The sequence below is a fragment of the Nocardia sp. NPDC050412 genome (assembly GCF_044458825.1).
Classification (GTDB): domain Bacteria; phylum Actinomycetota; class Actinomycetes; order Mycobacteriales; family Mycobacteriaceae; genus Nocardia.
Genome location: NZ_JBITIJ010000001.1, coordinates 331,230 through 344,087, shown reverse-complemented (window position 1 = coordinate 344,087; position 12,858 = coordinate 331,230). Strand labels below are relative to the sequence as shown.

Here is a 12,858-nt window from a genome sequence, read left to right as displayed (position 1 = left end):
TCCGCGGATTCGCACCGTCCACACCCCTCACCTTCGTGACCGCGCACACGGTCGGGACCCAGGAGGGGTGTTTTCAACGGTCGCCGCGCAGCTGCGCCCGGATCTCCGGCTTGAGCACCTTGCCGATTTTCGAGCGCGGCAGATCGGGCCAGATCTCCACCTGTTTAGGAGTTTTCACCCCACCGAGGCGCGCCTTGGTGTGCTCGCGCAGTTCTTCGACGGTCACGGTATGGCCGAGATGCAATTGCACGACGGCGGTGACCCGCTCGCCCCACTTATCGTCCGGAAGTCCGATAACCGCGCAGTCCTGGACCGCTGGATGAGTCAGCAGCGCCTGCTCGACCTCGGCGGAGTACACATTGAATCCCCCGGTGATGATCATGTCTTTGGCGCGGTCGACGATATAGAGGTAGTTGTCGGCATCGAGGTAGCCGATGTCCCCAGTGTGATGCCAGTCGTACCGCGACACCTCGGCGGTCGCATCCGGATTCTTGTGGTACCCGGCCATTACCAGCGGACCCCTGACCACGATTTCGCCGCGCTCCCCCGCGGCAAGCAGCTGACCATCGGCGGCCATGATGGCCACCTGGGTGAGCGGGGTCGGCCGTCCGGCCGATGACAGTCGTTCGGTGGCGATCGAGCCGTCGGGACGGAAGTGTTCTTTCGGCGCCAGCGTGGCAACCATCATGGGCGCTTCGGACTGCCCGAACAGCTGCCCCATGACCGGTCCGATCCGATCCAGCGCCGCCGCCAGCCGGGCGGTCGACATCGGCGCAGCGCCGTACCAAAGACACTGCAGCGAGCCGAGATCGGCTTCCGACAGCGCCGGATGATCCAGCAGCATGTAGATGAGTGTCGGAGGCAGGAAGGTGTGGGTGATCCGGTGTCGTTCGATCAGTGTGAGGAATTCACCGAGATCTGGGGCGGGCATCACCACGATCTCACCGCCGAGGGTCAGGATCGGAAAGCACAGCACGCCCGCCGCGTGGGTCAGGGGTGCCAGTGCCAGGTAGCGGGGCCGGGGTTCGAACGGATAACTCATCAGGGTCAGTGCGGTCATCGTCTCGATATTGTGGCCGGTGAGCCGGACCCCCTTCGGCCGTCCGGTCGTGCCACCGGTGCCGACAAGCATGGCGAGTTCATCGAGCGGCTCGACCTGCCACGGATCATCAGGACATTCCCGCACCCAGTCGTCGAAAGATGATGCGTCGGAGGCATTTCCGTCCAAACAGACCAGTGTCCGCAGCCCGGGTAGGCGCGGTGCGACGGCGGATACCAGTGGCGCGAAGGCGGATTGGAATATCAGGCAGGTGCAGTCGAAGAGGTCGAGCAGTTCGTGATTCTCCGCCGCCTCGTTGCGCGGATTGATCGGACACCACACCGCACCGGCGCGCGCGATGCCGAAAACGCAGGCGAAGGCCAGTGTGTCGTTCGCTGACAGGATCGCGACCCGTTCACCGGGCCGGATACCGGATCGCGCCAGTGCCCGGGCGATGCGCCACGACAACTGTTGCACCTGCGCATAGGTCAACGTGTGCCCGTTCATGGTCAGGCAGGGCGCAGTGGCGCCGAGCGAGGCGCCCTTGTCGAGATAGTCGGTCAAACGCACGGCAATCCTCTATGGAAGCTGTTGTGGAAATGGCTAATTCGGGCCACGGGGGGCAAATTCCCCCGCGGCCCGAGGCCCTGATCAGCGGTGGACGTTCAGTACCGGTTCACCGACCAGCCCGAAACCGCGCAGCACCCCCAACAGCTCCCGATGGCCGAAGGCCTGGCACGCCGATGCGAACCCGGTTCGCATCGGTGCGGTCTGCAGCAGCGCGTTCGCGGCGAACGCCTGCAGCACACCGGTCTGCTTGTAGTTGCAATTCCCGTGGATCACGCAGTGGGCACGCCCCAGCGGTCCGGACGCGTGCACGGAATCGAGCGAGGTGTTGATGCGCGGATTCTCCCGCGGCGGCATCTCGTCGCGAACCAGTGCGGCCTGTTCGGCAAGGACACGGTATTTCTCCTGCACCGGAAGGTCTTTTACCTGTTCGACGACCGCCTGCACGATCTGCGGCACGCCCTGCATCAACGGCCGATTGAATACACCGCCGAGCACCTTCACATTCGCGACCCGCGGATCGCGTTTGAACCACACCGGATGGGAGGTGCCGCCCCAGGGCAATGCGAGCCCGATCTCATGCTGACCGGGCACGACCACATCGTAGAGTCCACCGTCCGCGGGCCACTCCACATACTGGTTCTGTTCGAGGTAGTAGGCCTTGGACAGTGCGGCATTGACCAGGATCGTCTTCGTGGACGCGACCGTCGGGAATCCCTTCCAGAAGACCTGGATATCGAGGGTGTCCAGACCGGGTGTTTCCAAGCAGATGTTCGCGGCGATCTCACCGGTGGTGTACATCTGCGCAACGCCCGGCGCGAGCAGCAGCCCTCGCGCGGCCATCTCGGCGCCGTATTGCTCATCGCAGTCGATCAGCCAATCCTGTTCGCCGGTGGTGTCGAGGTAGTGGGTCCCCGCGGCCACGCAGGCCTGCACCACCTCGTGGCCGTACTGCGCGAACGGCCCGACGGTATTGCAGACAACCGCGGCGCCACGAAACAGCTCGCTCAAGGGTGCGACCTCGTGCGCGACCTCGACGACCTCATGCGCCACGGTGTCGATGCCGGGAATCTTGTCGATCGCCTCCTGCAGCCGGGTCTTGTCCCGGCCCGCGGCAACGAATGGAATATTGAATTCGCGGAGGTACTCACAGACCAGTCGGCCGGTGTATCCGGATGCGCCGTAGACGACGACGGGCTTATCGGTGCTCATGGGATCTCGAACCTTTCGTTGTCATCGGTGCTCACATGCCCATGCCGCCATCGACCGGCAGACCAGCACCGGTGATGAAGCGCGCGGCATCGGAGGCGAGGAACACCACCGCGTCGGCCATATCGGTGACCTCGCCCAGCCGCCCCTGCGGTGTCTGTTCGATGACCGCGCCGACAGCCGCTTCGGCACTGGGGAACAAGCCGATCCGAGCGACATCGTCGGCCAGCCGGGCACCCATCTCGGTCGGCACGAGTCCCGGGTACACGCAGTTCACGCGCACGCCGTAGCCGAGTTTCCCGGACTCCATCGCCGCGACCCTGGTGAGCCGATCCACTGCGGACTTGGTCGCCGAGTACACCGATATGCCGGGAAAGGCGATGGTCGCGGCGACCGAGGCGATATTCACGATGGCGCCGCCGCGGCCCGCCGCGCCGCCGGGGCGCATCGCGCGCAACGCGTGCTTGATGCCCAGCGCGGTGCCGAGCACATTCACCTCGAGCATCCGGCGCACTTCTTCCGGGTCGAGATCGACTATGAGGCTGGTGATTTCGACACCGGCGTTGTTCACCACGATGTCCAGACCGCCGAGCGTGGCGACGGTATCGGTGACCGCCTGGGCCCAGTGCGCGTCGTCGGTGATATCGAGCGGCACGAATTCAGCCGTCGCGCCGCTGGCCCGCAACGCCTCAACCGTGTCTTTGCCCAGATCCTCGCGCACATCGCCGATCGCGACCGCCGCTCCGGCGCGGGCCAGCGCCTCGGCCATACCCGCGCCGAGCCCTCGCGCACCACCGGTTACCAGGGCCGTGCGCCCGGTCAGGTCGTACCCACTCATCCGCCCACCTCTTCCTCGAGATCGTCCATTCGGCTTTCGCATTCGACTGATCGGATGCGACGTGGATCACAGTGTGCGCGCATCCTTGACAACCGTCAAGGATTTTTTTGACAGTCGTCAAGCTTTTCTTGCACGACCGTCAAACCAGCTGGTCGCCCTTTCCCGATACCGCGATACACTGGGCGAATTCACATGAGCGGTGACGGAGAGAAGCCACGATGACCGAAATCGTCGAGTCCAGGCGGGCTCGCATCGCGCGCCGGCAGGTCGACAAGTTCGGCGAGCGGCGCGCACAGCTGGCCGCCGCCGCGCTGCATACCCTCGCCGAACTCGGTTACGCCCGGACCAGCCTGCGCGAGATCGCGCAGAAATCCGAGTTCACCCACGGGGTGCTGCACTACTACTTCAACGACAAGGTCGAACTGATCACCCACGCGGTGCGGCAGTACGAGCAGGTGTGCGTCACCCGTTACGACGACATCGTCGCCGCCGCGACAACGGCCGAGCAGCTCCGGCACGACTTCGGCGCCGCGATGGCGGCCACGCTGGACGCCGACGCGCTACTGCACCGGCTCTGGTACGACTTGCGCAACCAGAGTCTGTTCGAGGAGTCCTTCCGCGATGACGTGCTCGAAATCGACGGCCATCGCGAGGAGATGATCCGCAACGTCGTCGACCGCTTCGCCGAACTGTCGGGTCAACCGCTCCTGGTCCCCTCCGCCACGGCCTACGCCATCTTCGACGGTTTATTCCAACAGGCGCTGCTGCGCAAACTCGCCGGACACAGCGATGCCGTCGACATGCTCGCCATCGAAGCCGCCGCCCTGCTCGACGTGGTGATCGGACAGCGCAAGCCCTAGCCAACCTCCGGAATTGCACTGTTGCACAGCCATTTACGGCCGCGCATAAGGCGCTGTCCGCGCGACGCGTCCGTTACGTCACTCGTTTGCGGGGGGTCAAGGCGCACCGGGGATGATCAGGTCCACATGGTCGCGTGTGTGTTCGGTGGCGAAATGGGCGTCTTCGGCGGCCATCCACTGCTCCCACAAGGGCAGGGTGTGCGCGCCGTCGCGTTCGAGACCGCGCGCCAGGCGCACCGCGCGCGGGGTGTCGATCCATACCGCGAGCGATAGCCGATCGCGGACGACAGCGCGAGCCGAGGAGACACCTTCGAGAATGAGCACTCCCCCGGGCCTGACATCGTGCCATTCGGCCAAATCCCGCTTGTTCCAGTCGTATCGCTGATATCGACCGACTCGGCCCTGGGCGATCGGCACCAGCACCTGCTGTTCGAGCCGCGGCCACCAGGGGAGTTCGTTGTTTCCGGCCGCGAAGTCGTCGGCGTGTACCACCTGGGCATCGCACAGTGCCGCCAAAGACGCTGCGAACGTTGACTTTCCAGCTCCAGCCGGCCCGTCCACCGCTACCAGGCGGGTCGAACCGAGTCGCGGCGCGAGAACGGCGACCCGACCCGCGATCTTCTCGACCACCGGACTCCTACCCAGCGGCACAGGCCGACCGGTCGGTCACAGCTCGTGGACGAGTTGCACCAGGGCGCTCAGCACGCCCGGATCGGTATCGGGCAGCACACCGTGTCCGAGGTTGAAGATGTGCCCCGCCGCACCCATGGTGATCGCCTCGTCCGCCTCGTGCGCTATGCGCCGCGCCTCAGCCTCGACGGCGGCGGATCCGGCGAATAGCACGGCGGGATCCAGGTTGCCCTGCAACGCTTTTCCGGGTCCGACCCGGCGCACCGCCTCGGTCAGCGGCACCCGCCAATCGACGCCGACGACATCGGCGCCCGCCTCCCCCATCGCACCGAGCAACTCACCGGTCCCGACCCCGAAGTGGATCCGCGGCACCCCGGCCTCGGCGACCTCCGCGAACACCCGCTCCGAATGCGGCAGCACAAATTCGCGATAGTCGGCCAGCGAGAGCGCACCGGCCCAGGAATCGAACAATTGCACCGCGTCCACACCGGCGGCCAACTGCGCCTGCAGGAAGGCGATGGTGATATCGGTGAGAACGCCGAGCAACTCGTGCCAGGTCGCCGGGTCGGCGTGCATCATCGCCTTGGTGCGCTCGTGGTTCTTACTCGGCCCACCCTCGACCAGATACGACGCGAGCGTGAACGGCGCACCGGCGAATCCGATCAGCGGCGTGTCGCCGAGCGCGTCGGTCAGCAGCCGCACCCCGTCGGTCACGGCGCCCACCTCTTCGGGCCGCAGCCGCGGCAGTGCGCGCACATCCGCGATGGTGCGCACCGGCGCGGCGATCACCGGTCCGACGCCGGCCACGATATCGAGATCGATACCGGCGGCCTTCAGCGGAACGACGATGTCGGAGAACAAGATCGCCGCATCGACACCGTGGCGCCGGATCGGCTGCATGGTGATCTCACACACCAGCTCCGGATCGAAGCACGACTCCAGCATGCCGATGCCCTTGCGCAGTGCGCGGTACTCGGGCAGCGACCGTCCGGCCTGCCGCATGAACCACACCGGACGACGGCTCGGTGCGGCGCCGGTGGCGGCGGCCAGGAACGGGGCATCGGTCAACCGGCGACGGGTATGAGTGCTCATCACCGCCTATCGTATGCGGCCCGCAAGGCCATCTAGCGGCGCGCCTCCGACTGCGCCGGGCACGCAAGGTCTACCGTCGCTTCCGTGACACCGCTCGACTTCCGCGACGGAGCCGCACCGACCGAAGGACCCAACGGCGAGCCAGCTCAATTTCGCGCCGCGGTCGATGCGATGGGCACCGCAACCGTGCATCCTCGAATCGAGCTGGCACCGATCCGACCGCCACAACGCCTGGCACCGTTTTCCTACGCACTAGGCGCGGAAGTCAAACACCCCGAAACGAATGTGGTGCCGGTCGATTCCGAGGGCGATGCCTTCGGCAGGCTGATCCTGCTGCACGATCCCGATGGCGCCGAGGCCTGGCACGGCATCTTCCGCTTGGTCGCCTACATCCAGGCCGATATCGATGCCGCATTGGCCACCGACCCACTGCTGCCGGAGGTCGCCTGGAGCTGGCTGGTCGACGCGCTCGAAACCCGCGGTGAGCCGTTCACCGCGCTCGGCGGTACCGTCACCTCCACCAGTTCGGTGCGCTACGGCGATATCGCCGGACCCCCGCGCGCACACCAGTTGGAGCTGCGCGCCTCCTGGACCGCGATGACCACCGATATGCGTCCGCATGTGGAAGGCTTCTGCGAAGTGCTGGCCTACGCGGCCGGTTTGCCGCCCGCCGGAATCACTCATCTGCGACCGGAGTCGTATACCAGCAACGACCACACCTGATCGCCACGTAAAGTTCAGGTTTATGTCGTTAGCAGACGAGTCCGAGCAAAGCAACACGCCACCAGAAAGCACGGCAGAGCCGCTGCTCATGCCAGCTGACGGTGTACCGCCCGTGCTCGTCACCGCCGATGAGGTCGCCGATGCCGCCGCGCGGCTCGCAGCGGGCACCGGTCCGCTGGCCGTCGATGCCGAACGCGCCTCCGGTTTCCGGTATTCGGCGCGCGCATACCTGATCCAATTGCGGCGGGCGGGTGCGGGCACCTTCCTGATCGATCCGATTCCGGTCACCGACGCGCTCGAACCGCTGGCCGCCGCGATCAACAATCTGGAATGGGTACTGCATTCGGCGGACCAGGATCTGCCCGGGCTCGCCGAACTCGGTCTGCGGCCCGCGCGCCTGTTCGACACCGAATTGGGGGGCAGGCTGGCCGGATTCGAACGCGTCGGACTGGCGGCCATGGTGGAGCGACTGCTCGGCCGGGCGCTGCGCAAGGGTCACGGCGCGGCCGACTGGTCGACCCGGCCGCTGCCCGACGATTGGCTGAACTACGCGGCACTCGATGTCGAATTGCTGCTCGAGCTGCGCGACGAGGTGGCCGCCTCGCTCGAGGCCCAGCACAAGACCGACTGGGCCACACAGGAATTCGAACACGTCCGGATCACCGAACCCGGCACACCCAAGGCCGACCGCTGGCGGCGCACCTCCGGCATCCACACCCTGCGCCGCACCCGCCAACTGGCCATTGTGCGCGAACTGTGGACCACCAGGGATACCCTCGCGCGTACCCGCGATGTCGCACCCGCCCGCATTCTCCCGGATGCCGCGATCATCGCCGCCGCGAATGCCGAACCGCGCACCATCGCCCAACTGCGCACCCTGCCGGTCTTCGGCGGACCACGCCAACGCCGCTATTCCCGCGACTGGCTCGCCGCCGTCGACCGCGGCCGCACCCTTCCCGACACCGATCTACCACCCCTGACCCAACCGTTCGAGGGTCCGCCGCCGGTCAACCGATGGGAGCGCCGCGATCCGGCCGCCGCCGCACGACTGCTTCGAGCGCGCGCGGCAATGGGTGAACTGTCCACCGAGTATGCGATTCCAGTCGAAAATCTGGTCTCCCCCGACCTGGTGCGCCGCTTGTGCTGGGACGGACTCCCCGATTACGACCGTGTCGGCGATCCGGACGACCTATCCGCTGCGATCGACGGGTTCCTCAAGTCGGGCGGCGCCCGGCCTTGGCAGCGCGAGCTCGCAGTCCCCCGGCTCGCCGCCGCCCTTACCCCGACCCCCGAGTAGGCCAACGACTTAGTTGGTGGCGGGCCATCATCGAGGCGATTCAGCTCGCCAGGCGCTGACAACGCCCGTGTCCCTCACCTCGAACGCCGCGTCGCCCGGTGCACGCGGAGCGTCGTCGACGCGCGAGTCGAAGGATTGCCCCCCAGGCGTGCGCTCCAGGCGCGCGCGGCGCTCCTCTACACGTCGATCGCCGGGCTGAGCGGCGACCGAACTCTGCTCTCAGGACGAGGTCGAGGCGGCAGTCTCGACGGTCTGCTTGAAGACCTGCAGGCCGTGCTCCATGGACGCCCCGAATGCGTCGGCGAGTTCGTGCGGCAGGGTGTCGTGGATCCAGACGAAGCGGCTGCCGTCGGAGTGCGGGAAAACCTGCATGGACGAGTTGTCGTGCGCCGGGGTGACGCTCCCGCCGACGATGGAGAACACGATCCGGCGTTCGGTTTCGTCGAGTGCGATGAACCGTTCGTGCAGCACCGTGCCGTTCGCGAAGGTGACGACGCGCAGGTCCGGATCATCGAGGGTGCTGTCGGTGACGAAGCCGGGCGCCATTCGGATCGGGCCCTGTGCGAAGTCGCCGATGATCTTCCACAACTCCTCGGCAGGCGCCTCGACGATGATCTCCCGCTCGACCGATCCCATGACTGATCCTCCTGTGCCGGAGCGGAGTCCCGCTCGGGATAACTACTGTTCGATAAACGGTAGTTACCTAACTAGCCATCGTCAATGGACAGTTATTATGGATTTCATGTCCGACATGGTCGATGCCGCACCTGCGGCGCTCGCTCGTCTGGTGGAATTCGTCAACACCCGCCGCGCGGACGGCGACACCATCGGGACACCCGAAGAATTGACGAGTTGGCTACACGCCCACGAATTGCTGCCAATAGGCGCGGCCGACACGGCCGCACAAGAGCGAGCCGTCCGTGTCCGCGAGGGGCTGCGTGCCCTGCTCGCCACGAACAATGCCGAACCTGTCACCAGCCCGCGCCCGGACGGCCTGAACCCGGGGGCCCGCGCCGAACTGGCCGCCCTCACCGCGACGCTACCGCTGAGTTTGGACGTGACCAGCACCCCACCCCGCCTCGTCCCCAACACCGACGACGTGGTCGACCACGCCCTGACCACCCTGCTCGCCGACGTCGCCACCGCCGTCGCGGCGGGCACCTGGTCACGCCTCAAGACCTGCCGAGAACCGAGCTGCCGCTGGGCCTTCTACGACCATTCCCGCAACCGCGGCCGTACCTGGTGCTCCATGGACGTCTGCGGCAATCGCGTGAAAGTCCGTGCATCCCATCGCCGTAACGCCACGCGTTAGTCGCCCGCGCACAGACACAGACAGACAATCGCCGATGAAATGGCGACCAGAGCGTGCCGAAACGGAACGGCACCGAGGACCCGTCGTGCGATCCCGCAATCACCAGCCGAAGCACCGAATCATGCCGCCCGGCCCCAGGCCCCGGGCGGCGTGCGCGCTCAGCGTGCGTCGAGCCAGCCCGAGATGCGGCGGGCGATATCGGGAGCCGTCAGACCGAGCTCCTCGTGCACCTCATTGCGCGACGCATGGTCGAGGAAGTGCTGCGGCACACCGAGATCACGGGTAGGCACATCCAAACCCGCACCGCGCAACCGAGCGGAAACGGTGGACCCGATCCCGCCGTGCAGTCCGCCGTCTTCCAAAGTCACCACGAGACGGTAGTTTTCGGCGAGCTTGACGACGGTATCGGAAACCGGCAGCACCCAACGCGGATCGATGACAGTGACCGAAATACCTTCCGGTTCCAATAAATCCGCGATCGCGACCGCGGTCGACGCGAAGGGCCCGACCGCGACCAGCAGCACATCGCCGCGCTGAGCTCGAGCAGAGCCGCCCTCGCGCTCGGGCAGCCGCAGCACATCGACCCCATCGAGCCGCTCGACGGCCGAAATATCCTCGGCCACACTGCCCTTCGGGAAGCGGATGGCGGTCGGCCCGTCGCTCACCGCGAGCGCCTCGGCCAACTCCTCACGCAACGTCGCCGCATCACGCGGGGCCGCGACGCGCATGCCGGGAATGATGCCGAGCACCGACAGATCCCACATACCATTGTGCGAGGCACCGTCCGGACCGGTGATCCCGGCACGATCGAGCACCACGGTAACCGGCTGCTTCAGCAGCGCGACATCCATCAGCAACTGGTCGAACGCACGGTTGAGGAATGTCGAGTAGATCGCCACCACCGGATGCATGCCACCGAGAGCGAGTCCGGCCGCCGAGGCCATCGCGTGCTGTTCGGCGATGCCGACATCGAACATCCGTTCCGGGAAGCGCTCCCCGAATGCCGCTAGACCGGTCGGTCCGGGCATGGCCGCGGTGATCGCGACGATATCGTCGCGCTTCTCCGCCTGCGCGATCAGCTCCTCCGAGAACACCGACGTCCACCCGAGCGCCTTCGGGCCGCCCAGCGGGCGTCCGGTCAGCGGGTCGATCGGATCGCAGGCGTGCATCTGATCGGCGACGTGGTTCTCGGCGTGCGAGTAGCCGCGCCCCTTCTGCGTCACCACATGCACGACCACGGGCCCGCCGAAATCCTTCGCCCGACGCAGCGCCGCCTCCAACGCGACGGTGTCGTGACCGTCCACCGGTCCGACATACTTCAGCCCGAGATCACTGAACAGCTCCTGCGGGCTCACCGCATCCTTGATCCCGGCCTTCACCGCATGCACCATCGAGTACGCGGATTCACCGACGCGCGGAATGCTTTTGAGGATCCGCTTACCCGCATCCAACGCGTGCTCATAGGCGGGCTGGGTGCGCAGCGCGGTCAACCGGTCGGCGAGACCGCCGATGGTCGGGGCGTAGGAGCGCCCGTTGTCGTTGACCACCACGACGACGGGCCGGTCCGGTGCGGCGGCGATATTGTTCAGCGCCTCCCAGCACATACCTCCGGTGAGCGCGCCGTCGCCGACCACCGCGACCACATGCCGGTTCTGACCGGTCAGCGCGAAGGCCTTCGCCAGACCGTCGGCATAGGACAGCGAGGCCGAGGCGTGCGAGGACTCGACCCAGTCGTGGGCGCTCTCGGACCGGCTCGGGTAGCCGGACAACCCACCCTGCTTGCGCAGCGTGTCGAACTGATCCTTGCGACCGGTCAGGATCTTGTGCACGTAGGCCTGATGCCCGGTGTCGAAGATCAACGGATCGGCCGGCGAGTCGAAGATCCGGTGTAGTGCGATCGTCAGCTCGACCACGCCGAGATTGGGGCCGAGGTGCCCGCCGGTGACGGCGACCTTCTGCACCAGGAACTCGCGAATCTCCTCTGCCAGTTCACCCAATTCGGCAACGGCTAGCCGTCGCAGGTCTTCGGGCGTATCGACCCGGGAAAGCACTCCCACCTGAACTCGCTCCCTCCGGAAAGCGCATCTGATCCGATCAGTCTACGGAGCCGCGCCAGTGGCTCCGCACGACATTGCCCCGCCACCAGCCGACTTCGCGCGGAAGTGTGAGCCTCCACACGAATCGCCAGCCCGTCCGCAGACACGCTCGGGCGGACGAGTTCGCCTGTCACCTTAGAGCGTATCCGAGGACGCGGGACGGAATCGTGTGGCACAGTCGGTCACCCGGGGTTCGCCGTTGCTGTCGGTGGCCGGTGTCACACTCGCCGGTGATGAGCCGCCACACCACGTTCCGGTACTGCCTCGACCCTGTGCGTGTCTGCCGGAACGATTCGACGTGCTCACCCAGCAGGCACCGCAACTGGAACTCGCTATGCTCGAGCGCCTCGCCGCGGGTGCGTATGCGCAGATGGATGCGGCGGTACGCGCGAGCGCCGTGCGCGGCGGCGGCTATCGACCGGTTTCACCCGTCCCGAGGGACATTTCCGAAGCATCGACCGTTGCATCTGCAACCGAGGAAGTCAGGAGAGCGCCGTGAGCAAGAAGAAGTCCGACGACACCGCTGGCATGGTCACCACCTTCGGATCCGGCAGCGCCCGTGCTACTGCGGATCTGATGCGCGTCACGATCTCCATCGAGACCCGGGCCAGCAAGGTCGCGCTCGCCTACGGCCAGGCCGGCGAGCGCGTCGCCGCCGTCACCGATTCACTGCGCTCCGATGGCGTTCCCGGCACCGATATCGCCACCAGCGGACTGTCGGTGCGCACCGAAACCGTCTGGCTCGAAGGCGGCGGCTCCAAGATCACCGGTTACGTCGCGACCACCGACCTCACCGTCGTGCTGCGTGAAATCGGCGAAACGGCTGATCCGGGCCCCGCCACGATCATCGCCAACTGTGTCGAGGCCGGTGGTGACGATGTCCGTCTCGGCGGCCTCAATCTCGGTTTCGCCGATCAGGAGAACCTGCTCATCCGGGCCCGCGATGCCGCATGGGACAACGCGCTCGCCAAGGCCGAGCAGTATGCGGGCCGCGCACGGCGCAGCCTCGGCGCGGTTCTCGAAATCACCGAGAACGCCACCGCTACCCCGCCCACCACACCCCGACTCATGGCCATGTCGGCCCCGATGAACGAGTCGTACGGCGGCGCTCCCGTTCCGGTCGAACTCGGCGAATCCGAAATCTCGGCGACCATCCGCGCGACCTGGCAGCTCGACTGATTGCAGCTAACCTAAC

13 protein-coding genes are annotated in these 12,858 nt (G+C 66.4%); 6 read left to right on the top strand and 7 right to left on the bottom strand.

The genetic code is table 11. The features are described from left to right. Positions 1–73: 73 nt before the first annotated feature. The 3 genes from ACIBI6_RS01600 to ACIBI6_RS01590 form a co-directional block, all read right to left on the bottom strand. A complete protein-coding gene (locus ACIBI6_RS01600; RefSeq protein WP_364339927.1) occupies positions 74–1,609 on the bottom strand; it encodes a long-chain fatty acid--CoA ligase in 1,536 nt (511 codons plus the stop codon). Between the two features lie 81 nt (positions 1,610–1,690). Beyond that, positions 1,691–2,818 (bottom strand): DUF5938 domain-containing protein, encoded by a 1,128-nt coding sequence (locus ACIBI6_RS01595; protein WP_364339925.1) that lies wholly within the window; start codon positions 2,816–2,818, stop codon positions 1,691–1,693. Between the two features lie 31 nt (positions 2,819–2,849). Then, positions 2,850–3,653: an SDR family NAD(P)-dependent oxidoreductase gene (locus tag ACIBI6_RS01590; protein ID WP_364339923.1), complete on the bottom strand. Its 804-nt coding sequence runs from the start codon at positions 3,651–3,653 to the stop codon at positions 2,850–2,852. 218 nt (positions 3,654–3,871) lie between these two features. On the opposite strand from ACIBI6_RS01590, the gene ACIBI6_RS01585 reads away from it, so the two are divergent. Next, entirely contained in the window at positions 3,872–4,513 is a 642-nt protein-coding gene (locus ACIBI6_RS01585; protein WP_396954997.1) for a TetR/AcrR family transcriptional regulator, read from the top strand. 96 nt (positions 4,514–4,609) lie between these two features. On the opposite strand, the gene ACIBI6_RS01580 is transcribed toward ACIBI6_RS01585, so the two are convergent. Together ACIBI6_RS01580 and hemE are read right to left on the bottom strand one after the other, a co-directional pair. Next, positions 4,610–5,143, bottom strand: a complete 534-nt coding sequence (locus tag ACIBI6_RS01580; protein WP_364339919.1) for an aminodeoxychorismate synthase — start codon at positions 5,141–5,143, stop codon at positions 4,610–4,612. A 36-nt stretch (positions 5,144–5,179) separates the two neighbouring features. Further along, on the bottom strand, positions 5,180–6,235 hold the full coding sequence (gene hemE / locus ACIBI6_RS01575) for a uroporphyrinogen decarboxylase (protein WP_396954996.1): 1,056 nt from the start codon (positions 6,233–6,235) through the stop codon (positions 5,180–5,182). A 171-nt stretch (positions 6,236–6,406) separates the two neighbouring features. Here hemE and ACIBI6_RS01570 point away from each other — a divergent pair, with 171 nt between their 5' ends. Continuing rightward, positions 6,407–6,958, top strand: a complete 552-nt coding sequence (locus tag ACIBI6_RS01570; protein ID WP_364340696.1) for a DUF3000 domain-containing protein — start codon at positions 6,407–6,409, stop codon at positions 6,956–6,958. Positions 6,959–6,980: 22 nt separating this feature from the next. Further along, positions 6,981–8,255, top strand: coding sequence for an HRDC domain-containing protein (locus ACIBI6_RS01565; protein WP_396954995.1), 1,275 nt, complete (start codon positions 6,981–6,983; stop codon positions 8,253–8,255). 219 nt (positions 8,256–8,474) lie between these two features. Here the strand turns inward: ACIBI6_RS01565 and ACIBI6_RS01560 are convergent, their stop codons facing one another. Continuing rightward, the gene (locus tag ACIBI6_RS01560) at positions 8,475–8,891 is read right to left on the bottom strand and encodes an SRPBCC family protein (protein ID WP_396954994.1); all 417 of its coding nucleotides are present in this window, start codon (positions 8,889–8,891) and stop codon (positions 8,475–8,477) included. Positions 8,892–8,997: 106 nt separating this feature from the next. Here ACIBI6_RS01560 and ACIBI6_RS01555 point away from each other — a divergent pair, with 106 nt between their 5' ends. Beyond that, positions 8,998–9,567, top strand: a complete 570-nt coding sequence (locus tag ACIBI6_RS01555; RefSeq protein WP_396954993.1) for a CGNR zinc finger domain-containing protein — start codon at positions 8,998–9,000, stop codon at positions 9,565–9,567. Positions 9,568–9,725: 158 nt separating this feature from the next. Here the strand turns inward: ACIBI6_RS01555 and dxs are convergent, their stop codons facing one another. Beyond that, positions 9,726–11,624, bottom strand: coding sequence for a 1-deoxy-D-xylulose-5-phosphate synthase (gene dxs / locus ACIBI6_RS01550; protein WP_396954992.1), 1,899 nt, complete (start codon positions 11,622–11,624; stop codon positions 9,726–9,728). 337 nt (positions 11,625–11,961) lie between these two features. Between dxs and ACIBI6_RS01545 the strand changes: the two genes are divergently transcribed. Together ACIBI6_RS01545 and ACIBI6_RS01540 are read left to right on the top strand one after the other, a co-directional pair. Continuing rightward, entirely contained in the window at positions 11,962–12,162 is a 201-nt protein-coding gene (locus ACIBI6_RS01545) for a hypothetical protein (RefSeq protein ID WP_396954991.1), read from the top strand. Next, positions 12,159–12,842 (top strand): SIMPL domain-containing protein, encoded by a 684-nt coding sequence (locus tag ACIBI6_RS01540; RefSeq protein WP_364339905.1) that lies wholly within the window; start codon positions 12,159–12,161, stop codon positions 12,840–12,842. The genes ACIBI6_RS01545 and ACIBI6_RS01540 overlap by 4 nt, the downstream gene beginning before the upstream one ends. The last annotated feature ends 16 nt before the right edge of the window (positions 12,843–12,858 follow it).

Excerpts from the sequence above, each read along its gene's own strand:
- ACIBI6_RS01595 (WP_364339925.1), bottom strand. The coding sequence starts at position 2,818 with ATGAGCACCGATAAGCCCGTCGTCGTCTACGGCGCATCCGGATACACC.
- ACIBI6_RS01590 (WP_364339923.1), bottom strand. The coding sequence starts at position 3,653 with ATGAGTGGGTACGACCTGACCGGGCGCACGGCCCTGGTAACCGGTGGT.
- ACIBI6_RS01585 (WP_396954997.1), top strand. The coding sequence starts at position 3,872 with ATGACCGAAATCGTCGAGTCCAGGCGGGCTCGCATCGCGCGCCGGCAG.
- hemE (WP_396954996.1), bottom strand. The coding sequence starts at position 6,235 with ATGAGCACTCATACCCGTCGCCGGTTGACCGATGCCCCGTTCCTGGCC.
- ACIBI6_RS01570 (WP_364340696.1), top strand. The coding sequence starts at position 6,407 with ATGGGCACCGCAACCGTGCATCCTCGAATCGAGCTGGCACCGATCCGA.
- ACIBI6_RS01565 (WP_396954995.1), top strand. The coding sequence starts at position 6,981 with ATGTCGTTAGCAGACGAGTCCGAGCAAAGCAACACGCCACCAGAAAGC.
- ACIBI6_RS01560 (WP_396954994.1), bottom strand. The coding sequence starts at position 8,891 with ATGGGATCGGTCGAGCGGGAGATCATCGTCGAGGCGCCTGCCGAGGAG.
- ACIBI6_RS01555 (WP_396954993.1), top strand. The coding sequence starts at position 8,998 with ATGTCCGACATGGTCGATGCCGCACCTGCGGCGCTCGCTCGTCTGGTG.